Annotated in this window: 19 protein-coding genes and 1 pseudogene; 17 read left to right on the plus strand and 3 right to left on the minus strand. The window is 62.0% G+C overall.

All coding sequences use genetic code 11. The features are described 5' to 3' along the window. Positions 1–139: 139 nt before the first annotated feature. The 5 genes from J2857_RS12575 (at position 140) to J2857_RS12595 (ending at position 5,402) form a co-directional block, all read left to right on the plus strand. On the plus strand, positions 140–1,249 hold the full coding sequence (locus J2857_RS12575) for a class I SAM-dependent methyltransferase (protein ID WP_210010508.1): 1,110 nt from the start codon (positions 140–142) through the stop codon (positions 1,247–1,249). Then, a complete protein-coding gene (locus J2857_RS12580; protein WP_210010509.1) occupies positions 1,246–2,106 on the plus strand; it encodes a TrmH family RNA methyltransferase in 861 nt (286 codons plus the stop codon). The genes J2857_RS12575 and J2857_RS12580 overlap by 4 nt, the downstream gene beginning before the upstream one ends. Then, complete coding sequence (gene lspA, locus J2857_RS12585; protein ID WP_210010510.1) at positions 2,103–2,594, plus strand: signal peptidase II; 492 nt, start codon at positions 2,103–2,105, stop codon at positions 2,592–2,594. Before J2857_RS12580 ends, lspA begins: the two co-directional genes overlap by 4 nt. A gap of 147 nt (positions 2,595–2,741) precedes the next feature. Then, positions 2,742–4,430, plus strand: coding sequence for a hybrid sensor histidine kinase/response regulator (locus J2857_RS12590; protein ID WP_348635677.1), 1,689 nt, complete (start codon positions 2,742–2,744; stop codon positions 4,428–4,430). 99 nt (positions 4,431–4,529) lie between these two features. Then, positions 4,530–5,402 carry a GNAT family N-acetyltransferase gene (locus tag J2857_RS12595; protein WP_210010512.1) on the plus strand — a complete coding sequence of 291 codons (873 nt, stop codon included), beginning with the start codon at positions 4,530–4,532 and terminating at the stop codon, positions 5,400–5,402. Positions 5,403–5,466: 64 nt separating this feature from the next. On the opposite strand, the pseudogene J2857_RS12600 reads toward J2857_RS12595, so the two are convergent. Together J2857_RS12600 and J2857_RS12605 are read right to left on the minus strand one after the other, a co-directional pair. Continuing rightward, positions 5,467–5,620: pseudogene (locus J2857_RS12600) on the minus strand (type II toxin-antitoxin system Phd/YefM family antitoxin); the annotation flags it as partial. Positions 5,621–5,687: 67 nt separating this feature from the next. After that, positions 5,688–7,985, minus strand: coding sequence for an NADP-dependent malic enzyme (locus tag J2857_RS12605; protein WP_210010513.1), 2,298 nt, complete (start codon positions 7,983–7,985; stop codon positions 5,688–5,690). 197 nt (positions 7,986–8,182) lie between these two features. On the opposite strand from J2857_RS12605, the gene mutS reads away from it, so the two are divergent. The 4 genes from mutS (at position 8,183) to murJ (ending at position 16,551) form a co-directional block, all read left to right on the plus strand. After that, a complete protein-coding gene (gene mutS / locus J2857_RS12610; RefSeq protein ID WP_245363463.1) occupies positions 8,183–10,831 on the plus strand; it encodes a DNA mismatch repair protein MutS in 2,649 nt (882 codons plus the stop codon). Positions 10,832–10,993: 162 nt separating this feature from the next. Then, a complete protein-coding gene (locus tag J2857_RS12615; protein WP_210010515.1) occupies positions 10,994–12,022 on the plus strand; it encodes a helix-turn-helix domain-containing protein in 1,029 nt (342 codons plus the stop codon). A 112-nt stretch (positions 12,023–12,134) separates the two neighbouring features. After that, complete coding sequence (locus J2857_RS12620; protein WP_210010516.1) at positions 12,135–14,972, plus strand: [protein-PII] uridylyltransferase; 2,838 nt, start codon at positions 12,135–12,137, stop codon at positions 14,970–14,972. A 10-nt stretch (positions 14,973–14,982) separates the two neighbouring features. Then, a complete protein-coding gene (gene murJ, locus J2857_RS12625; RefSeq protein ID WP_210010517.1) occupies positions 14,983–16,551 on the plus strand; it encodes a murein biosynthesis integral membrane protein MurJ in 1,569 nt (522 codons plus the stop codon). On the opposite strand, the gene J2857_RS12630 is transcribed toward murJ, so the two are convergent. Further along, positions 16,548–16,988 carry a DUF882 domain-containing protein gene (locus tag J2857_RS12630; RefSeq protein WP_210010518.1) on the minus strand — a complete coding sequence of 147 codons (441 nt, stop codon included), beginning with the start codon at positions 16,986–16,988 and terminating at the stop codon, positions 16,548–16,550. The two genes, murJ and J2857_RS12630, sit on opposite strands and share 4 nt — an antisense overlap. A gap of 371 nt (positions 16,989–17,359) precedes the next feature. Here J2857_RS12630 and J2857_RS12635 point away from each other — a divergent pair, with 371 nt between their 5' ends. From J2857_RS12635 to J2857_RS12670, 8 genes are all read left to right on the plus strand, one after another. Beyond that, on the plus strand, positions 17,360–17,758 hold the full coding sequence (locus J2857_RS12635; RefSeq protein ID WP_210010519.1) for a VOC family protein: 399 nt from the start codon (positions 17,360–17,362) through the stop codon (positions 17,756–17,758). 97 nt (positions 17,759–17,855) lie between these two features. Continuing rightward, positions 17,856–18,920: a tryptophan--tRNA ligase gene (gene trpS / locus J2857_RS12640; protein WP_210010520.1), complete on the plus strand. Its 1,065-nt coding sequence runs from the start codon at positions 17,856–17,858 to the stop codon at positions 18,918–18,920. A gap of 135 nt (positions 18,921–19,055) precedes the next feature. Next, complete coding sequence (locus J2857_RS12645) at positions 19,056–19,535, plus strand: universal stress protein (RefSeq protein WP_210010521.1); 480 nt, start codon at positions 19,056–19,058, stop codon at positions 19,533–19,535. A 115-nt stretch (positions 19,536–19,650) separates the two neighbouring features. Then, on the plus strand, positions 19,651–20,217 hold the full coding sequence (locus J2857_RS12650) for a NifU family protein (protein ID WP_038583397.1): 567 nt from the start codon (positions 19,651–19,653) through the stop codon (positions 20,215–20,217). 18 nt (positions 20,218–20,235) lie between these two features. Then, positions 20,236–20,901, plus strand: a complete 666-nt coding sequence (gene tsaB / locus J2857_RS12655; RefSeq protein ID WP_210010522.1) for a tRNA (adenosine(37)-N6)-threonylcarbamoyltransferase complex dimerization subunit type 1 TsaB — start codon at positions 20,236–20,238, stop codon at positions 20,899–20,901. A 17-nt stretch (positions 20,902–20,918) separates the two neighbouring features. Further along, on the plus strand, positions 20,919–21,413 hold the full coding sequence (locus tag J2857_RS12660; RefSeq protein WP_210011662.1) for a GNAT family N-acetyltransferase: 495 nt from the start codon (positions 20,919–20,921) through the stop codon (positions 21,411–21,413). 41 nt (positions 21,414–21,454) lie between these two features. After that, complete coding sequence (locus J2857_RS12665) at positions 21,455–21,883, plus strand: Fur family transcriptional regulator (protein ID WP_210010523.1); 429 nt, start codon at positions 21,455–21,457, stop codon at positions 21,881–21,883. Further along, entirely contained in the window at positions 21,883–22,683 is an 801-nt protein-coding gene (locus J2857_RS12670) for a lysophospholipid acyltransferase family protein (protein ID WP_432420164.1), read from the plus strand. Before J2857_RS12665 ends, J2857_RS12670 begins: the two co-directional genes overlap by 1 nt. Positions 22,684–22,709 lie beyond the last annotated feature (26 nt).

Consider the following 22,709-nt stretch of genomic DNA (forward strand, 5'->3'; position numbering starts at 1 on the left):
AAGGGCGATGATCTTTGCCAAGGGGGACAAAAGGCGGACAGGCCGGGCCGTCAATAAAACGCCCCGCTATCGGCTCTCCGGCTTTGAAGAATGACCAGCAAATGTTATCTGCTGCCGCAACTCTCAAAAATCCGAGCGGATGAACGTATTGAAGAACAAGGAAAGGCGGCCGGGTGAAAAAGCCCGGAGCGAGGCGGGCAACCGGTCCTCCCGCGGGTACGCCGCCGCAAAACCAGCGGCAGTCAAGCAGGCCCCGCGGCCACAGGAAAGGGCTTCGAAACCCGCGCCGGCAGCAGCGCCGGCCGAAACCCGACCGCTTTTGCCGCGCAGCGGCGAGCGACCGCCAGAGCGCGTGCCGATCATTCTCGAATCCTCCGGTGCCGGTGATTTTCATCTGATCGATAGCGGCAACGGGCTGAAACTCGAACAATACGGCCCTTATCGCATCGTCCGGCCGGAAGCCCAAGCGCTCTGGCAGCCGTCTCTTCCCGCCCACGTCTGGGAAAAGGCGGATGCGCTGTTTACCGGAGACACGGATGAGGACGGCATGGGTCGCTGGCGATTCTCCAAGGAAGCGCTGGGCGAAACCTGGCCGCTATCGCTGCTCGGCGTCGATTTCCTCGGCCGCTTTACCTCCTTCCGCCATGTCGGGGTCTTCCCGGAGCAGATCGTTCACTGGGAATGGATGAAAAACCGAATCGAAGAGGCGAAACGGCCGGTGAAGGTGCTGAACCTGTTCGGCTACACGGGCGTCGCTTCGCTGGTCGCGGCGGCTGCCGGCGCGGAAGTCACCCATGTGGACGCCTCCAAGAAGGCGATTGGCTGGGCGCGCGAAAACCAGTCGCTTGCCCGTCTGGACAAGGCTCCGATCCGCTGGATCTGCGAGGATGCGATGAAGTTCATCCTGCGTGAGGAACGCCGAGGCAACCGCTACGACATCATCCTCACCGATCCGCCGAAATTCGGCCGTGGCCCGAATGGCGAAGTCTGGCAGCTTTTCGATCATCTACCGCTGATGCTCGATATCTGCCGCGAACTGCTGTCACCGAAGGCGATCGGGCTGGTGCTGACCGCTTATTCGATCCGCGCCAGCTTCTATTCGATCCATGAGCTGATGCGTGAGACGATGCGCGGCGCCGGCGGCGCCGTGGAATCGGGTGAACTCGTCATCCGCGAGGCGGGGCTGGACGGCAAGACGCCGGGCCGTGCGCTTTCCACTTCCCTTTTCAGTCGCTGGGTGCCGGCATGAACGACGATTTTCAGAAGTCCGGACCACGGCGGGTCGGCCAGGTGAAGGAAGTCACCTCGCTTTCCAATCCGATCATCAAGGACATCAAGGCGCTCACCAACAAGAAGGACCGCGAAGAGAGCGGCACCTTCATGGCCGAAGGCCTGAAGCTCGTCATCGACGCGCTGGAGCTCGGCTGGGAAATCCGCACGCTGGTCTATGCCAAGGCGGCCAAGGGCAAGGCGCTTGTCGAGCAGGTCGCGGCAAAGACCATCGCCCATGGCGGGTTGGTGCTGGAGGTCAGCGAGAAGGTGCTCTCCTCGGTCACCCGTCGCGACAACCCGCAGATGGTCGTCGGCATTTTCGAGCAGCGCTGGAAAAAGCTCGACGAACTGAGGCCGGGCAGAGACGAGACGCTAGTCGCGCTCGACCGCGTGCGCGACCCCGGCAATCTTGGCACCATCATCCGCACCGCCGATGCGGCAGGCGCTTCCGGGGTGATCCTGGTCGGCGAATGCACCGATCCGTTTTCGCTGGAAACCGTGCGTGCGACCATGGGGTCGGTCTTCGCGGTACCGGTCGTCAAATGTTCGGCGGAAGAATTCCTGAACTGGCAGAAGCGATCCGGCACCCAGGTCGTCGCGACGCATCTCGCCGGCGCCGTTGACTATCGCACTGTGGATTATTCGAAAAAGCCGGTCGTGCTGCTGATGGGCAACGAGCAGTCCGGGCTGCCGGATAATCTTGCCAAGGCCGCCGATCGCACCGTTCGCATTCCCCAGCAGGGCAGGGCGGATTCGCTCAACCTCGCCGTCGCGTCCGCCGTGATGCTTTTCGAGGCCCGCCGCCATCTGCTGACCCTGGATGAGAAGAAATGACCGGACGCAAAGCCCTCCTTTCACGGCCTCTGGTGGCTCTGATCGTCATCGTCGTCGCGGTCATTCTCGATCAGGTGGTGAAGATCGCCGTCGAAAGATATCTTCCGATGCAGGAGGCGGTGCCACTTCTGCCGGTGCTGGCGCTCTACCGAACCTACAATCTCGGCGTCGCCTTCTCGCTGCTGTCCGGCATGGAGCGGGAATTCATCGTCGGCATGCGGGTGCTGATCGTCGCCTTCGTGCTCTGGCTCTGGCGCCGCACGCCTAAGGAACGTCCTTTTGCCCACAGCGGCTTCGCGTTGATCATCGCCGGCGCGATCGGCAACCTGATCGATGGCTTCGCTTATGGCCACGTGATCGACTACATCCTGTTTCACACCGAGACTTGGGCCTTCGCCGTCTTCAATCTGGCGGACAGTTTCATCACCATTGGGGCAGGCCTGGTCATCCTCGACGAGCTGTTCGGGCCGAAAAAGGCCGATCAGTAAAATTTTACCTGATTGCTCTAAGGATTGGGAAAGAAACCCGGTTAGTCTTTCCCGATGCGAGATATCGCCGACATACATGAACGAATCTCGAAGGCGTTCGCGTCTCCCGCCGCGGTCGATATGGCCGACCCGGCGGCGGAAAAGATCGTGCCTGCATTGGGACTGCCGCAGGATGGAGAAAAGAGGGCGGCGCGCGGCGTCTTTGCCTCGCTCTTTTCCCGGATATCCGAGTGGCGCCGCCAGCGCACGGTTCCCCGCCTCCAGCATGCATTGAAGAATGCCGAGGCGGCCAGCGCTGCGAAGTCCCGGCAGATTGCCACCGTCGTCCATGAGATCCGCACGCCGCTCAATGGCATTCTCGGCATGACCCACCTCCTCGGCCAGACAAAGCTGACGGCGGAACAGCAAAACTATCTGAGCGGCATTCGCCAGTCCGGTTATGCGCTGGCGCAGCTCGTTGAAGACCTGCTCGATTATTCGACGCTGGAGGCCGGCCGCTTCCGGCTCAACAACCGGGCGGAAAATCTCCGTCACCTCATCGAAAACGTCGTTGAGATGCTGGCGCCGCGCGCCCATGAGAAGCGGATCGAGATCGCCGCGACAATGACTGCCGATCTCCCCGATCTTCTCGATTTCGATCCGGGGCGCATCCGCCAAGTGCTTTTCAACGTCATCGGCAATGCGGTGAAATTCACCGCCTATGGCGGCGTGCTGGTGCGGGCTGCGGTCGAAGAGGGCAACGTCGCCATTGCCGTCATCGATACCGGTCCCGGCATGGCGCCGGAGGAGCTGACGCGGGTTTTCGGTGAATTCGAGCAGGCAGGGTCCGCCGAGGCGCGCAGCGGCGGCACTGGTCTCGGTCTCGGCATCGCCTCCCGCATCTTGACCGAGTTCGGCGGATCGCTTGCCGTCGCCAGCCAAAGGGGGGCCGGCAGCACGTTCACCATCCGCTTCCCTCTGCATTTTGCGGAAACGGCGCAATCGGGCACCGGCGAACGCAACCAGTTGCTGGCCATGTCCCGGGTTCTGCTTCTGGCGCCGGAAGGACCTGCCGCCAAGGCGACGGTCGCGACGATCGAAACGCTTGGCGGCCGCTGCCGGCACGTCGCCAACACGGCCGACGCGCAGATGCTGATCGACCGTGCCGAAACGGGCCCGTTGCCCTATACCGACCTGATCGTCGATCACCGGCTGGCATCCGATTATGCCAATGAAAAGGCGCATGCGCCGCTCCACCGCATCCTGCTCGTCAACCCCGAGGAACGCGCCTCCCAGCCGCAGGATTTCTTCGACGCCTGGCTTATCCGGCCGCTCCGGGAAAAATCCCTGATCGATGTCTTGAGCGGCCGCCTGCGCGGCTTCGGCACACGCGACGCGCTGAATGACAATCAGGCCATGCCGCTGCCGCCCGTCATCGAAAAGCATGGCGAAGGGCTTGATGTGCTGCTCGGTGAGGACGATCCCGTCAACGCGCTGATCATTCGCTCGGTTCTTACAAAGGCCGGTCATCGGGTCCGTCTGGTCGACGATTTCCCCACGCTGATCGAGACGGTACTCAACCGGGACATATCGTTCGATCTCATCATTTCCGATATGTACATGCCTGGAGGAGATGTCTTCAATCTCCTGGCGGCGCTGCGTGCCGAGGAGCAGGAGGGCGTTCGGTCTCTGGTCCCGGTGATCGTGCTGACAGGCGAGAGCCGCGAGGCGACGCATCGCGAGGTGCTTCTGAATGGGGCCAGCCGCATCTTCGCAAAGCCGGTCGATCCGCTGACGCTTCTGGAGGAGGTCCGAATTTTGGGGGTACTCTCTACCGACCGCCAACAGGCGCGTTGACGCGATCAGCCGTGGAACCTATTGTGACAGGGAATGTCACGTTCTTGTCGCAGAGAAGTGATTAAAGGCGGTGATCAAACCGGGACGGGGAGAATCACCTTGGCAATTGAACTCCTGAACCGTGAAGTGATAACTGAAACAACCCAGGCGCCGGCCTCTGCTCCGGTAAGCGGCGATGTCTTCGGCCGCATTGGCACACTCGAAACGCGGCTTGCTCGCAGCGAGCGCGAGATCGATGCCGCGCAGGCGGTCCGTTATCGCGTCTTCGTCGAAGAGATGAACGCAACCCTCAATCCGGATGCCATGCGCAGCCGTCGCGATGTCGATGCCTTCGACGCGATCTGCGACCACCTTCTGGTCGTCGACAATGCAATCGAAGGCGATATCGAAGACCAGATCGTCGGCACCTACCGGCTGCTGCGCCAGGAAGTGGCGCTTGCCAACAATGGCTTCTATTCGGCGTCGGAATTCGACATCGAGCCGCTGCTTGCGCGTCATCCCGACAAGCAGTTCATGGAACTTGGCCGCTCCTGCGTGCTGCCTGACTATCGCACCAAGCGCACCGTCGAGTTGCTCTGGCAGGGCAATTGGGCCTATTCGCTGAAGCACGGCATGAACGCCATGTTCGGCTGCGCGTCATTTCCGGGAGTTTCACCGGAAGAGCACGCCATGGCGCTCTCCTTCCTGCACCATTCGGTCCTGACCAAGGACGAGTGGGCGGTTTCGGCACTACCGGAACTCTACCGCTCGATGGATCTGATGCCGATGGAAGGCCTCAACGCTCGCAAGGCGCTCTCCTTGCTGCCGCCGCTGATCAAGGGCTATCTGCGCCTCGGTGCCATGGTGGGTGATGGTGCGGTTATCGACCACGCCTTCAACACCACCGACGTGCTGATCGTCCTGCCGATCGCCTCGATCTCGGATCGCTACATTACCCACTTCGGCGCCGACGCGGGCCGGTTTGCGAGCTAACGGACGAGGCGAATCGGGCCGTCGTATTGTGCGACGGCTTCGTCCGAGGTGAGCAGCAGCATGCCTTCTTCGGCTCTTCCGCAGGCACTTCTTCCAAAGGCACGACCTTCACCATCGGCCTGCCCCGCCTTGGCGATGACAAAAGCTTCGCCGTTTGCCGCCTCTTCGACGAGACGCGACAAGTGGGTCTTGGCTTCATGGATGTTGACGGTTTTCACGGAGCAAAGCTCCAAGTGGACTTAGTTCACTGAACCCAGTCCACTTGGAGTTCGCTTTCAAGGAAGTTTATGTCCCCGCGTTGTAAGCCGCGATCGCCGCCATGTTGACGATATCGCTGTCCTTGGCGCCCATCGAGGTGATCTGCACCGACTTGTCGAGGCCGACAAGCAACGGGCCGATCACCGTCGAAGCGCCGAGCTCCTGTAGCATGCGGGTCGAGATCGAGGCGGAGTGGATCGCCGGCATGACGAGCACGTTGGCTGTCCCCGAGAGCCGGCAGAACGGATACTGCTCCATCCGGTGCGGGTTGAGCGCTACGTCCGCAGCCATTTCCCCGTCATATTCGAAATCCACGCGACGCTGGTCGAGGATCTTGACCGCCTCGCGGACCCGCTCCGAACGCTCGCCGATCGGCTGGCCGAAGGTGGAATAGGCGAGCATGGCGACGCGCGGCTCGTAACCCATGCGCTTGGCGACACGGGCGGCTTCGACGGCGATATCTGCAAGATCCTCCGCGTTCGGCATGTCGTGGACGGCGGTGTCGGCGACGAAGATCGTCCGGCCGCGCGAGATCACCAGCGACACGCCGATCACCTTGTGCCCCGGCTTGGGATCGATGCAGCGGCTGACGTCCTGCAGGGCCGTTGCATAGTTGCGGGTCGTGCCGGTCACCATCGCGTCCGCATCGCCGATCGCCACCATGGTCGCGGCAAAATGGTTGCGGTCGTTGTGGATCAGGCGCTGGACGTCGCGGTAGAGGAAGCCCTGGCGCTGCAGTCGGGCATAGAGATGATCGATATAGGCATCGAGCCGGTTGGAAAGACGGGCGTTGACGATCTCCACGCCGGGTCGGTCGAGATCGATGCCTGCCTTTTCCGCTGTCGCGCGGATGACATCGTCGCGGCCGAGAAGGATGGCGGTGCCGAGCTTCTGGCTGGTGAAGGAAATCGCCGCGCGCATGACCTGTTCTTCTTCGGCCTCGGCGAAGACCACCCGCTTGGGGAACCGGCGGACGCGCTCGTAGATGCCTTGCGTCGTCGCGGCGATCGGATCACGGCGGGCGGAAAGCTCGCGGCCGTACGCAGCGAGATCGGTGATGTTCTTGCGGGCGACGCCGCTTTCCATGGCAGCTTCGGCGACTGCGACCGGAATTGCCGAGATGAGGCGCGGGTCGAAGGGGACGGGGATGATGTATTGCGCACCGAACCGGGGACGGTTGCCCTGGTAGGCGGCGGCAACATCGTCCGGTACGTCTTCGCGGGCGAGATTGGCGAGCGCGTTGACGGCAGCGATCTTCATCGCGTCGTTGATCTGGCTGGCGCGGACGTCAAGCGCGCCACGGAAGATATAGGGGAAACCCAGCACGTTGTTGACCTGGTTCGGATAGTCCGAACGGCCGGTCGCCATGATCGCGTCGTCGCGGATGCGGGCGACTTCTTCCGGCGTGATTTCCGGATCGGGATTGGCCATTGCGAAGATGATCGGCCTGTCGGCCATCGAACGGATCATGTCTTCGGTAAAGGCGCCTTTCTGGGACAGGCCGAACACGACATCCGCGCCCTTCATGGCTTCTTCCAGAGTCCGCTTGGTGGTTTTCACCGCATGGGCGGACTTCCACTGGTTCATGCCCTCGGTGCGGCCCTGGTAGATGACGCCCTTGGTGTCGCAGAGAATGACATTTTCCGAATTGAAGCCCATCGCCTTGATGAGTTCGACGCAGGCGATCGCCGCGGCGCCGGCGCCGTTGCAGACGAGCTTGGTGGTCTTGAGGTCCCGGCCGGTCAATTCCAGTGCGTTGATCAGGCCGGCGGCGGCGATGATCGCAGTACCATGCTGGTCGTCATGGAAGACCGGGATATCCATCAGCTCGCGCAGGCGGCTCTCGATGATGAAACATTCCGGCGCCTTGATGTCCTCGAGATTGATGCCGCCGAAAGAGGGGCCGAGGAAACGCACGCAATTGATGAATTCGTCGACATTCTCCGTATCGACTTCGAGGTCGATGGAATCCACGTCGGCGAAGCGCTTGAACAGCACGGCCTTGCCTTCCATCACCGGCTTCGAGGCAAGCGCCCCGAGATTGCCGAGGCCGAGGATCGCCGTGCCGTTCGAGATGACGGCCACCATGTTGCCGCGCGCCGTGTAATCATAGGCAGTCGCAGGATCGGCGGCGATCGCCTTCACCGGCACCGCGACGCCTGGCGAATAGGCGAGCGACAGATCGCGCTGGGTCGCCATCGGCTTGGTGGGATTGATTTCGAGTTTACCGGGGCGGCCTTCCGAATGGAAATCGAGCGCTTCCTGTTCGGTCACGGAAGCCCGCGCACGTGCAGCCTTCTCCGTGGCCTTGTCCTTGGCAGGCATGTTTCCTCCAGCTTTTTGTGGGCAGCCGTCCTCTAGGCCGCGGCAGATGTTGTCTTTCAGGTGTCTTCATCGATAGTGTCGCAAATTCCAGCGCGCAACAAAAAATCGGTTCCGTGACACAGTTTGAAAGATTCTCCATCGACGCCCTGAACGCCGCCGAGCTTGCCTCGGAGGAAAGCCGTGCCTCGGCAACGCCGATGATGGAGCAATATATCGAGATCAAGGCGAACAATCCGGGGTCGCTGCTCTTTTACCGCATGGGCGATTTCTATGAGCTCTTCTTCGAGGATGCGGTCGATGCGTCACGTGCACTCGGCATCACGCTCACCAAGCGCGGCCAGCATCTCGGTCGCGAAATCCCGATGTGCGGCGTACCGGTGCATGCCGCCGACGACTATCTGCAGAAGCTGATCTCGCTCGGTTTCCGCGTTGCCGTCTGCGAACAGGTGGAAGACCCGGCGGAGGCCCGGAAGCGCGGCTCGAAATCGGTCGTGAAGCGTGACGTCGTCCGGCTGGTGACGCCGGGCACGATTACCGAGGAAAAACTCCTCTCATCCTCCGAGTCGAATTACCTGATGGCGCTTGCCCGCATCAAGGGTGCCGCCGAACCGCTTCTGGCGCTTGCCTGGATCGATATTTCGACCGGCGTCTTCCGGCTCGCCGAGACCGATCAGTCCCGACTGCTCGCCGATATCCTGCGTATCGAACCGCGTGAGCTGATCCTGCCGGATACGATGTTTCACGACGCCGAGCTGAAGCCCGTCTTCGACGTACTCGGCAAGGTCGCGGTGCCGCAGCCGTCCGTGCTCTTCGATAGCGCCAGTGCCGAGGGCCGCATCACCCGGTATTTCGGCGTCGGCACCCTCGACGGGTTCGGCAATTTTTCGCGCGCCGAGTTGGCCGCCGCCGCGGCCGCTGTTGCCTATGTGGAAAAGACCCAGATCGCCGAACGTCCGCCGCTTGGACGCCCGGAGCGCGAAAGCGGCGCCTCGACCCTCTTCATCGATCCGGCGACCCGCGGCAATCTGGAACTGACCAAGACTTTGTCGGGCGAGCGTGAAGGTACGCTCCTGAAGGCGATCGACCGCACGGTGACCGGCGGCGGGGCCCGCCTGCTGGCTGAACGATTGATGTCGCCGCTGACGGATCCCGACCGCATCAATCGGCGCCTCGATTCCATTTCCTTCCTGCTCGAAGAACCGTCGCTTTGCAGTGAACTGCGCTCCGGGCTGAGGCACGTGCCGGATATGCCGCGCGCCCTCTCGCGTCTGGCGCTCGACCGCGGCGGCCCGCGTGATCTCGGCAGCATCCTGCAGGGACTGGAGGCGGCCCGCGGTGTCGCGGCCTTTCTCGACAGGGCCATGCTGCCCGAGGAACTGGGGCAGGCCCTCGACGACCTGAAGGCTTTGCCGCTTCATCTGGAATCCATGCTCGGCAACATGCTGGCGCAGGAACTGCCGCTCCTCAAGCGAGACGGCGGGTTCCTGGCCGAAGGTGCCCATTCGGACCTCGACGAGGTCCGGGCGCTGCGTGACCAGTCGCGCCGGGTCATTGCCGCGCTCCAGCTCCAATATGCCGAGGAGACCGGCGTCAAGTCGCTGAAGATCAAGCACAACAACGTGCTCGGTTATTTCATCGAGGTGACGGCCGGCAATTCCGGCACGATGACCGACACGCCGGAAGGCAAGGCGCGATTCATCCATCGTCAGACCATGGCGAGCGCCATGCGTTTCACCACGACGGAACTCGCAGATCTGGAAAGCCGCATTGCCAATGCCGCCGACAGGGCACTGACCATCGAGCTCGAAGCCTTCGACAGGATGGTCGCAGCCGTGACCTCCGAGGCCGAGGCGATCAAGGCCGGCGCTCGGGCACTGGCGGTGATCGATGTCGCGGCGGGTCTTGCCATGCTCGCCGACGAATGGAGCTATCGCCGCCCGGTGGTAGATGCTTCGCGGATGTTCGCGATCGAGGGTGGCCGCCATCCGGTCGTCGAGCAGGCGCTGCGCAGGCAATCCGTCGGCCCGTTCATCGCCAACGATTGCGATCTCTCGCCGCACAATGGCGGCGAGTTCGGCGCGCTCTGGCTGCTCACAGGCCCTAACATGGGCGGTAAATCGACCTTCCTGCGCCAGAACGCGCTGATCGCCATCCTCGCGCAGATGGGGTCCTTCGTGCCGGCGGTGTCCGCCCATATCGGCATCGTCGACCGACTTTTCTCCCGCGTCGGCGCCTCGGACGACCTGGCGCGCGGCCGCTCTACCTTCATGGTCGAGATGGTCGAGACGGCCGCCATTCTCAACCAGGCGAGCGATCGTTCGCTCGTCATTCTCGACGAGATCGGTCGTGGCACCGCGACCTTCGACGGCTTGTCGATCGCCTGGGCGGCGGTCGAGCACCTGCACGAGGCGAACAGGTGCCGCGGCCTGTTCGCCACCCATTTCCATGAGCTGACCGTGCTCTCGGAAAAGCTGAACCGGCTTTCCAACGCCACGATGCGGGTGAAGGAATGGGACGGCGAGGTGATCTTCCTGCATGAAGTCGGCCCGGGTGCTGCCGACCGCTCCTACGGCATCCAGGTCGCCCGGCTTGCGGGCCTGCCCGACTCGGTGGTCGCCCGCGCCCGCGACGTGCTGACCAAGCTCGAAGATTCCGACCGCAAGAACCCGGCGAGCCAGCTGATCGACGATCTGCCGCTCTTCCAGGTCGCCGTTCGCCGTGAGGAGGCCAAGCGCGCCGGGTCGTCCAAGGTCGAGGACGCGCTGAGGGCCATCAACCCGGACGACATGACACCGCGCGAAGCCCTGGACGCGCTCTATGCGCTGAAGAAGCAGCTTAAAGCATAACCTTCCGACAAGGATTTCAGAGTGAGCGATCCTGGGCTACCCGGAGAAGGATAGATGCCGGATCGCCGCCGTCGAACCCCCGATCCGCATGCCTTTCGACCTCGGATATGGTAAGGGCCTTCGAGATCATGATTTAGGCCGCTTTCACCAAGGCTCCACGTGTTGTCCGTTCCCTTGCCCTTTCTTGCCGGCCTTGTCTTCGCGCTGACGCTCTACCGCAGTCTGAAGGGCGTCGAAACGCCGGGCTCGCGTCGTTACTTCTTCGCTTTCCTTGTTCTCTATGCCCTGCAAGGCGTGATCGTCGGCCTGCATTTTGGCTACGGCATCAAAGCGCTCGCGCCGGTTCAGCCGATCACCGCTGCGATTATGCCGCCGCTTGCCTTCCTGGCCTTCCGCGCGTTGATGGACGAACGCGTCGAAAGGCCCTGGCTGCATATCCTGCCGCCCCTGGCCGCCGCCATCGCTGTCGGTTTCCTGCGTGCTCTTGTCGATCCCTTGTTGCTGGCGATCTTCTTCGGCTACGGCATCGCGCTCTGGCGTCTGACGCTCTCGGGTGGCGCGGACGTGATGGCGGAAGCGTCGCTTCCGCGCATGAAACCGGCGCTGCGTGCTGCCCGGTTGACTGCGGGGCTGATGCTGTTCTTCGCCGTCAGCGACGCCGCACTGGCGGTCTACACCGATATCCATGGCCCCGGTGATGTGCCGTTGGCGGTGGCGATCATGAACCTGGCGGCGATCGCTGCCGTGATCGCCTACTATTTTTCACCCGATTTCTCTCCAGCCAAACCGCTTCCCGCTTCGTTCGCAATCAAGCCGACCGAAGAAGACAGGGTCGCGCTATCCCACATCAAGGCGGCCCTGGAGGAGGGGGAGCTTTACAGGAGCGAAAACCTGAGCCTTGCCAAGCTTGCCCGCAAGGCGAGGCTTCCGGCCCGCGAGGTCTCGGCCGCCGTCAACCGCGTGACTGGGCTGAATGTTTCGCAATTCGTCAACGACCGCCGCATCGCGGAAGCCTGCCGCCTTCTGCGGGAAACCGAGTGGACGGTGATCCAGGTCATGCTGGACGTCGGTTTTTCAACGAAATCGAACTTCAATCGTGAATTCCGCCGGGTGACCGGGACGAACCCCAAGCAGTGGAGAGCCGAGGCAAGGGCTGCGCAAGATGCCGATGCCAGAAAAACACCGGCTTGAACTTCGACACGGGAAGCAACAACTTTGAAACGTCCGATGATGATAATCGTTGGTCAAGGTGCCTCAAAACGATTATAGCCTCCCTCCGCAGGCCGGGCACCGGCAGGATAACATGGCCAGACACGACATCGATTTTTCTGAACTTCTCGACGTGGCCCGTCTTCGGGCCGATTGCAGGGCGATCGTCAAGGACAAGGATCGCCCTCAGCTCGAATTGCGGGCGGCACTTCTGCCGCTGCTGCGCCGGGCAAGCGTCGAGGGCCGCGAAAAGGCGCGCCAGCTTCTCTCCAAGGACGGCAGCGGGCTGAATTGCGCCCGCCGCATCTCCTGGCTCCAGGACCAGTTGATCCGCGTTCTCTATGAGACGATTGCCGAGGGTCTCTATACCGAGGGCACGGATATCGCCGTGGCAGCCGTCGGCGGTTATGGCCGCGATACACTTGCCCCGGGTTCGGACATCGACCTCCTGTTCCTGCTGCCTCCCCGAAATACCGAGACCATGCGCAAGGCCGTCGAGTTCCTGCTCTATGTGCTGTGGGACATGGGCTTCAAGGTCGGCCATGCCACCCGCACCGTTGAAGAATGCATCCGTTTATCCAAGACGGACATGACGATCCGCACCGCCATTCTCGAAAGCCGCTACATTTGCGGCCGCGAGGCGCTGGTGGCCGACCTCGAGAGCCGTTTCGACAACGAAATCGTTGCAGATACCGGCCCGGAATTCATCGCCGCCAAGCTTGCCGAACGCGACAATCGCCACGAGAAGGCCGGCGATACGCGTTATTTGGTCGAGCCGAACGTCAAGGAAGGCAAGGGCGGCCTGCGCGACCTCCATACCCTCTTCTGGATCGCCAAATATTACTACCGTGTCCGCGAGACGACCGAACTCGTGAAGCTCGGGGTTCTCTCCCGCGAAGAGGCCCGCTCGTTCGAAAAGGCAGACGACTTCCTGTGGGCGGTGCGTTGCCAGATGCATTTCCTGACCGGCAAGGCTGAGGAGCGCCTCTCCTTCGACATCCAGCGCGAGATCGCCGAAAGCCTCGGCTACCATTCGCGTCCCGGCCTCTCCGCCGTCGAACGCTTCATGAAGCACTATTTCCTCATCTCGAAGAATGTCGGCGACCTGACCCGCATTCTCTGCGCCGCCCTTGAGGAGCAGCAGGCGAAGGCGGCACCCGGCCTTACCAACCGCGTCATCTCGCGCTTCACCAAGCGTCTCCACAAGATCCCCGGCACCGTGGAATTCGTTGAGGATCGCGGCCGCATCACGCTTGCCGACCCGAACGTCTTCAAGCGAGATCCGGTCAATATCATCCGCTTTTTCCATGTGGCCGATATCAACGGGCTGGAGCTTCATCCCGATGCCCTGAAACGCATGACCCGGTCTCTTTCGCTGATCGACAACGATGTGCGCGAGAACGAGGAGGCGAACCGGCTGTTCCTCTCCATGCTGACCTCGCGGCGTGACCCGGCGCTGATGCTGCGCCGGATGAACGAGGCGGGTGTGCTCGGCCGCTTCATTCCGGAATTCGGCAAGGTCGTCGCGATGATGCAGTTCAACATGTATCATCACTATACCGTCGACGAGCACCTGATCCGCTCGGTCGAGGCGCTGTCGGAAGTCGACAAGGGCAAGGCTGCCGATATCCACCCGCTCGCCAACAAGGTGATGCCGAGTGTCGAAGAGCGCGAGGCGCTTTATGTCGCGGTGCTCCTGCACGACGTCGCCAAAGGCCGCCAGGAGGATCACTCGATCGCCGGCGCCCGCATCGCGCGCAAGCTGTGCCCGCGTCTCGGCCTCAATGCCAAGCAGACCGAACTCGTCGTCTGGCTGATCGAAGTGCATCTCCTGATGTCGATGACGGCCCAGACCCGCGACCTGCACGACCGCAAGACGATCACCGACTTCGCCGAAAAGGTACAGTCGATGGATCGGCTGAAGCTGCTCCTGATCCTGACGATCTGCGATATCCGCGCCGTCGGCCCGGGTGTGTGGAACGGCTGGAAGGGCCAGCTCCTGCGCACGCTCTATTACGAGACCGAGCTGCTGCTCTCGGGCGGTTTCTCCGAGGTATCGCGCAAGGAGCGCGCCAAGGTCGCCGAGGAGGAACTCGTCAAGGCATTGGCCGACTGGAGCGCCAAGGACCGCCGCACCTATTCCAAACTGCACTACCAGCCCTACCTCCTGTCGGTCTCGCTGGACGACCAGGTCCGCCATACGAAGTTCATCCGCGATACGGACAAGGCAGGCCAGGCGCTCGCCACCATGGTGAGGACTGACAGTTTCCACGCCATCACCGAGATCACTGTCCTGGCGCCGGACCATCCGCGCCTCTTGTCGATCATCGCCGGCGCCTGCGCTGCGGCTGGCGCCAACATTGCCGATGCACAGATCTTCACGACCTCCGACGGCCGGGCGCTCGACACCATTCTGATCAACCGGGAATTCCCGGTGGACGAGGACGAATTGCGCCGCGCCGGCACGATCAGCCGGATGATCGAGGACGTGTTGTCGGGCAAGAAGCGCCTGCCGGAAGTCATCGCGACGCGCGCCAAGTCGCGCAAGCGCAACAAGACCTTCACCATTCCACCATCGGTCATCCTCTCGAACGGCCTGTCGAACAAGTTCACGGTCATCGAGGTGGAATGCCTCGACCGCACCGGCCTGCTTGCGGATATCACCGCCGTGCTCGCCGATCTCTCGCTTGACATCCATTCGGCACGCATCACCACCTTCGGCGAAAAGGTCATCGATACGTTCTACGTTACCGATCTCGTCGGCCAGAAGGTCGTGAACGAGAACCGCCAGGGCAATATCGCGGCGCGGCTGAAGGCGGTCATGTCCGAGCAGGAGGATGAACTGAGAAGTGGCATGCCGATGGGCATGATCGCGCCGGCCCCCAATCCGGACCAGACGCCGCAGCCGCGCAAGTCCAAGGCAAGCGTGTGAGCCCCCTGCGATGAGCCTAGTCCGGAAATTCGCGACAGTCGGTGGCGCGACCCTCGGCAGCCGGATTTTCGGTTTTGCGCGCGAGACCTTCATGGCGGCGGCGCTTGGTACCGGCCCGATGGCCGACGTCTTTTATGCGGCCTTCCGCTTCCCGAACCTCTTCCGCCGGCTGTTCGCCGAGGGCGCCTTCAACGCGGCCTTCGTGCCGCTGTTTTCGAAGGAGATCGAGGCGAACGGCGTCGAGGGCGCCAAGCGGTTTTCGGAAGAGGTTTTCGGCGTTCTCTTCTCGGCCCTGATGATCATCACCATCGTCATGGAACTGATGATGCCGTGGCTGGTGGAGTGGATCATCGCGCCGGGCTTCGCCGACGATCCCGAAAAGACCTCCATCACCATCCGTCTTGCGGCGGTGATGTTCCCCTATCTGATGTGCATGTCGCTGACGGCGATGATGAGCGGCATGCTCAATTCGCTTCATCACTTCTTTGCGGCCGCCATTGCCCCGGTCTTCCTGAACGTGGTGATGATCGGCGCGCTGTTCTACGGCCTCTGGACCCATGCGGATCCGCTGACGATTGCCTGGTATCTCTCCTGGAGCGTGCTGGCGGCCGGTATCCTGCAGCTTGCCGTGGTTTATGCCGGGGTTCGCCATGCCGGCATCAGTATCGGCTTCCGGCGCCCCAAAATGACTCCAAACGTCAAGCGCCTGCTGGTGCTGGCCGTGCCGGCGGCCGTTACCGGCGGCATCACCCAGATCAACCAGATCATCGGCCAGGCGATCGCCTCGGGCAAGGAAGGCGCGATCGCCGCCCTTCAGTATGCCGACCGCATCTACCAGCTTCCGCTCGGCGTCGTCGGCGTCGCCGTCGGCGTCGTGCTCCTGCCGGAACTTGCCCGTGCGTTGAAGGGCGGGCATCTCAAGGAAGCCGCCAATACCCAGAACCGTTCGATCGAATTCGTACTGTTCCTGACGCTTCCGGCCGCTGCCGGGCTTTGGATCCTGTCGGACGCGATCATCCGCGTGCTCTACGAGCGTGGTGCCTTCTCCGTCGAGAACACCTCGGTCGTCGCCTCGATCCTTGCCATCTACGGCATCGGCCTGCCGGGCTTCGTGCTGATCAAGGCGTTGCAGCCCGGTTTTTATGCCCGCGAGGACACCAGGACGCCGATGCGGTTCACCATGCTATCGGTCGTCATCAATTCAGGCCTGGCGATCTCGCTTTTCCCCCTGATCGCCGAGCGCGGCATCGCGACGGCCGAGGCTGCGGCGGGCTGGACCAATACCATCCTGCTGTTCACGACGCTCGTCTGGCGCGGCCATCTCACCTGGGAATGGGCACTCGCAAGGCGGACGGCCCTGCTGCTCGTCTCGACCGCGATCATGTCCGCAACGCTGATCTATGCGCTCCGTTATGCCAGCCCATGGCTGATCCCGGATGCTCTGCTGATCCATCAGATCGCAGCGCTCGCCTGCCTGCTCGTCCTGGCGATGGTTGTCTATTTCGTCTGCGCGTTCCTGATCGGCGGTGCCGACATCGGCATGATACGCCGGAACATCAAGCGGAAGCCGAAGGCCTAACCCCGCTTGCGCCGCCCGCAATAGGCCCACCGGCGTTGCGGTCCGACATCCACATGCACGATGCCGTTGCAATAGCGGCCGATGCCGCCGATGCCTGGTGCGCTGGCTGCGGCCGCGAGGATGGCTCGTTCCGATACACCGGGCACCCGGATATCCGCCGCATAACAGTGGCTGTGCTGCGACCGGCCCGAATGCGGCCGGTGGCCGGACGTGACCATCGGCTTGCGGCCGGTCTTCTGCGCGATATGCGCAAGGATCGCTCCCAGCTTTTCCGGAAAGCAGCTCGTTCGAACGCTGATCCGCTGCACGGTGAAGAAGGCTGAATAATCGTGCTTGAAGGAAGTGCTTCTTCGCTTTTGGCTTTCGCCAGCTTCGGCAGTAACGTTGAGGCCTAGCGCCAATAGGCAGGTAAGCGCGACGCGAAATAAGATGCGCATGATATCCCCCGAGATGAGACCGTGTCGTTCATGACCGGTTAACCGTGGTGCGCTTGGGTATTTCCTTTCCAAAAGGGGCACGAATAAGGAGACTTTTGCTCGGAAATGGGATTGTGGCTGCCTAAAAGACTAACATTCATTAATCTATTCGGAGGTGCCAGGAGAAAAATTTTGCCTTTAGGCGTATTGACTTAGGAGTTGTACCCCTAATGAGGTAGGCGTTTCGTGGCCCTACCTCGAATGATATGTGGACCGCTCTTTTGTCGCTGTAGTGTTTCGCGAGGCCTCCTGAATGGAGCTCCTCGCTCCGTCAAAACCGCCCCGGCCGACAATATGCGGGCGGCTTAATCACTCGAATTCGGAGCTTTCGCATGCCCGTCCAATCGTTGTTTCTCGTGGCCCTGATCGTCGATGACTACGACCGGGCCAAGGATTTTTATTGCGGCGTGCTCCGCTTCGATTGCCTGGAGGACAGCGTGCAGCCGCAGGGCAAGCGTTGGGTCGTGGTGAAACCGAAGGGCGGCGAGGGCGCGGCCCTGTTGCTGGCTGAGGCCGCCACCGACACGCAGAAGGCTGCGATAGGCAACCAGACCGGCGGCCGGGTTGGCTTCTTCCTGAAGACTGATAATTTCGCCCGCGACCATGCCGCCATGACTGCCAAGGGCGTCCGTTTCCTCAAGGAGCCGCGGCATGAGATTTACGGGTCGGTGGCGGTATTTGCCGATCCCTACGGCAACACCTGGGATTTGATTGAACACGCGGCACGCTGATGCTCTTGATCCCCTGCGCTTCGCCGTGCATAAGCCCGCGCGTTAGCAACATGACCCTTCGGGTCTGGGGCCCTCCACCAGCCTAATTGAGGACGATATGAACACCTTCAAGCCGCTTGTCTTTTCCGGCGTCCAGCCGACCGGCAATCTCCATCTCGGCAATTACCTCGGCGCAATCCGCAAGTTCGTGGCGCTGCAGGAAAACAACGACTGCATCTACTGCGTCGTTGATCTGCACGCGATCACCGCCCAGCTCGTCCATGACGACCTGCGGGGACAGATCCGCTCGATCGCGGCCGCCTTCATCGCTTCGGGCATCGATCCGAAGAAGCATATCGTCTTCAACCAGTCGGCCGTGCCGCAGCATGCGGAACTCGCCTGGATCTTCAATTGCGTCGCCCGCATCGGCTGGATGAACCGCATGACCCAGTTCAAGGACAAGGCCGGCAAGGACCGCGAGAACGCCTCGCTCGGCCTGCTCGCCTATCCGAGCCTGATGGCTGCCGACATTCTCGTCTACCGCGCTACCCACGTGCCGGTCGGCGACGACCAGAAGCAGCATCTGGAGCTTGCTCGCGATATCGCCCAGAAGTTCAACATCGACTTCCAGGAGAAGATCCGCGCCGTCGGCACCGGCGTCGACATGGTCGTCGGCGAGGAGCCGATCCATGGTTTCTTTCCGCTGGTCGAGCCGCTGATCGAGGGACCGGCGCCGCGCGTCATGTCACTGCGCGACGGCACCAAGAAGATGTCGAAATCCGACCCGTCGGACCTGTCGCGCATCAACCTGATGGACGAGCCGGAAGAGATCGCCAAGAAGATTCGTAAGGCCAAGACCGATCCGGAGGGCCTGCCGAGCGAACTCGAAGGCCTGAAGGGTCGCCCGGAAGCCGACAATCTGGTCGGCATCTATGCAGCCCTTGCCGACAAGACGAAGGCGGATGTTCTCGCCGAGTATGGCGGCCAGCAGTTCTCGGTCTTCAAGCCCGCGCTGGCCGACCTTGCCGTTCAGGTGCTCGCGCCGATCACGTCGGAAATGCGCCGCCTGATGGACGACACGACCCATATCGACGCTATCCTCAAGGATGGCGGCGAGCGCGCCCGCGCCCGCGCCGAGAAGGTCATGGGGGATGTCTTCGATATCGTCGGCTTCCTGCGCTGACACTGTCGTCGCAACTCAAGTCACGCAAAGATTGCATACCCGTCACGACATTCGTGGCGGGTTTTCATTTTTTTCGGTTGGTATAAGTTCCGCATCACGACTGCTTCAGTCGTCTACATGCGAAGGAGGGGCGGCATGGTATCGAAACGGCTATCGCGGCTTGAAGGGCACCGGCGCAAGTTCATGGCGGTCATCGACGGCACGCCGGAGTGTGAAAAGGCGGTCCATTACGCCGGGCGCCGCGCCAAGAACTCCAACGGCGGTCTCGTCCTGCTTTTTGTTATCCCCGAGGGCGATTTCCAGCAATGGCTGGGCGTCGAGCAGATCATGCGTGCCGAGGCCCGCGAAGAGGCGGATGCGGTGATGGCCAAGGCCGCCCAGAAGGTGCGCGAGACGATCGGCATCGATCCGGAAATCGTCATCCGCGAAGGCAACGCCAGCGAACAGATCATCCAGCTGGTCGACGAGGACCGCGACATCGCGGTCCTCGTCCTGGCGGCCGGCTCCACCAAGGAAGGGCCGGGACCCCTGGTGTCCGCCGTTGCCGCCTTCCCGATTCCCGTTACCGTGCTGCCCGACACGCTGACGGCCGAGGAAATTGACGCGCTGGCCTGATTGCGGACTTGATCTTGCGCAGGCAAAGGAGCACTTGAACGAAAAGCTGATACGGCTTATCTTCTTTTGAAGAGTTCTAAATTTGCGAGGGGCGCCGTGCCCCAGGAGAGACGAGATGTTCATTCAGACGGAAGCCACCCCCAATCCGGCGACCCTGAAGTTCCTGCCTGGCAAAGTCGTCATGGATAAAGGCACCGCTGATTTCCGCAATGCCGGCGAGGCGGAAGCATCTCCGCTGGCCGAGCGTCTGTTTGGCATCTCCGGCGTCACCGGCGTCTATTTCGGCTACGACTTCATCACCGTGACCAAGGAAAGCGCCGAATGGCAGCACCTGAAGCCGGCGATCCTCGGCTCGATCATGGAGCATTTCATGTCCGGTGCGCCGGTCATGGGCGGTACGTCCACGCTGGCTGAAGCATCCGACGTCGAAGGCGAGTTCTTCGACGAGGACGACGAAACGATCGTCGCGACGATCAAGGAACTGCTGGAAACCCGCGTCCGCCCGGCCGTCGCCCAGGACGGCGGCGACATCACCTTCAAGGGCTTCCGCGACGGCACGGTCTACCTTAACATGAAGGGCGCATGCTCCGGCTGCCCGTCCTCCACGGCGACGCTGAAGCACGGCGTGCAGAACCTGCTCAAGCATTTCGTTCCGGAAGTGCAGGCCGTCGAAGCTCTCTAAGCCCGCCGGCACCGTTGAATGATTGTTCTCGCCATCGATACCGCCGGGGTGGATTGCTCCGCAGCGCTCTATGACAGCGCCGCGGGCAAAGTGCTGTCTGAAGTCACCGAGACGATCGGCAAGGGCCATGCCGAAAGGCTGATGTCGGTCATCGACGAAGCGCTCGCCGCCGCCAACCTTCCTCTCAAGTCAGTCGAGCGTGTGGCGGTCGTGATCGGCCCCGGCTCGTTCACAGGCATTCGCGTCGGCGTTGCGGCTGCCCGTGGTTTGGCGCTGGCCCTTGATGTCGAATCGGTCGGCGTGACCACGCTTGAGGCTCTTGCGATCAAATTCCTTGGCGAACATCCAGGCCATCCGGTCGTGGTCGCCATGGATGCCAAGCGCAACGAAGTCTACACACAGGCGTTTTCCGCTGCTGGCGAGGCGTTGAGCCAACCTGCAGCACTTTCGCCGGAGGACGCTTCGGAACTGGCCAAGTCCCTCCCGGCGGTGATGACCGGCTCCTGGGTCGAGCACTCCCTTGGTAAGGGAGCGGTCGAGTATGACGGGCGGGACCGCTTCGATATCGCTGTTGTCGCACGCATCGCCGCCGAAAAACCTGGGGATGCGCAACGTCCCAAACCATTGTATCTTCGTGGACCAGATGCGAAACCGCAGACCGGTTTTGCCCTTGCCCGTTCGTGAATGTACTGACTGCGCCGATGCTCGACGATTACCTGACCTGGAAGCCGTATTTCGAAGTCGTACCGATGGAGGCCGGTGATTGCCGGGATATCTCCGAACTGCATGGCCAGCGATTTCCGCGTCAGTGGAGTGACGGCGAGTTCCAGAACCTGCTCCTGCAGCAGAATGTCTTCGGTTTCATCGCCCGCCAGACCAATGCGTTTTTCTCAAAGCCGCTCGGCGGTTTTGTTCTGTCGCGTGAGGCGGCCGGCGAGGCAGAGATCCTGACGGTCGCCGTCAATGAGAAATTCGGCCGGGTCGGGCTTGGCTGGCGCTTGATGCAGGCGGCTTTGCGCGAGGCCGCGTCGCGAGGCGGAGAGAGCATGTTCCTGGAAGTGGAGGCAGCCAATCGCCCCGCTGTCGAGCTTTACCGCAAGCTAGGATTCCAGAAAGTGGGCGAACGGCCAGCCTATTATGCAGGGCCGGACGGGACGCGGTCCACGGCGCTTGTCATGAGCCGCGTTCTTCGCTAGTCCGTTAACTTCTACGGGAATGTTTCGAAGGCCAAAACGACATGACAGACCTTTCCAAGACCCTGGAGGAGCTGTGTGCCGAGAAAGGCATGCGAATGACGGATCAACGCCGCGTGATCGCGCGTATCCTGCAGGAGTCCGTTGACCATCCGGATGTCGAGGAACTTTATCGCCGGTCCTCGAAGGTCGATTCGCGCATCTCGATTTCGACGGTCTATCGAACGGTAAAATTGTTCGAGGACGAGGGAATCATCGAGCGTCACGATTTCCGCGACGGCCGCTCGCGTTACGAGACCGTGCCTGATGAACACCACGACCATATGATCGATCTCAATACCGGCAATGTCATCGAGTTCCGCTCGGCGGAAATCGAGGCGCTGCAGGAACGCATCGCCCGAGAGCACGGTTTCCGCCTCGTCGGCCACCGGCTGGAGCTTTACGGCATCCCGCTGGACAAGGACGATAAGTGATTACTTGGGCGCGGATCGGCTTCGTTTTCGTTGCTCTTTTCGCAGTTACGCTGGCTCTGCTGCCGTTTCAGCTCCTGGGCCTCGCCTTCGACCTCAAGATTCGCCGCTATATCCCGCGCTACTGGCATAGGACCGCCTGTTTTCTGCTTGGCATCCGCATTCATGTTCACGGAACGCCGGATCGCCGCCGACCGCTGATGCTCGCCTGCAATCATGCGTCGTGGAAGGATATTCTCGTGCTCGGCGCAATCGCCGACATCGTCTTCATTGCGAAGATGGAAGTGTCGGAATGGCCTGTCTTCGGCACGCTCGCCAAGCTGCAGAAGAGCATTTTCGTCGTCCGCGAACAGAAACGCCGTACCGGCGACCAGGTGAACGAGATCGCCGAGCGCATGGCGGCCGGCGAAATCGTCGTGCTCTTTCCCGAAGGCACCACCTCCGACGGCAACCGGCTTCTGGAGGTGAAGTCGTCGCTTTTCGGCGCCGCTGCCGCCGCGGTCCGGCAAACGCCGGAAGGTGTCGTGCATGTCCAGCCGGTGGCGATCGCCTATACACGCGTCCACGGCATGGCCATGGGCCGCTATCATCGGCCGATTGCGGCGTGGCCGGGCGATATCGAACTCGTGCCGCATCTGCTCGGCGTCCTGAAGGAAGGGGCGTTAGACGTGGAGGTCGCCTTCGGCGAGACGATCGATTTTCGCGCCGGCGACAACCGCAAGCATCTGAGCATGGCCGTGACGAGCCGGCTTCGCCGCATGCTGATCCGCCATCTGCGCGGCCGCGACTACGAAGACCTCTAGGAAGAAACGCTTCATTTCCGGGTCTT

Origin of the sequence: Neorhizobium galegae (assembly GCF_017877055.1) — a bacterium.
In the GTDB taxonomy this organism is placed as follows: Bacteria; Pseudomonadota; Alphaproteobacteria; order Rhizobiales; family Rhizobiaceae; genus Neorhizobium; species Neorhizobium galegae_D.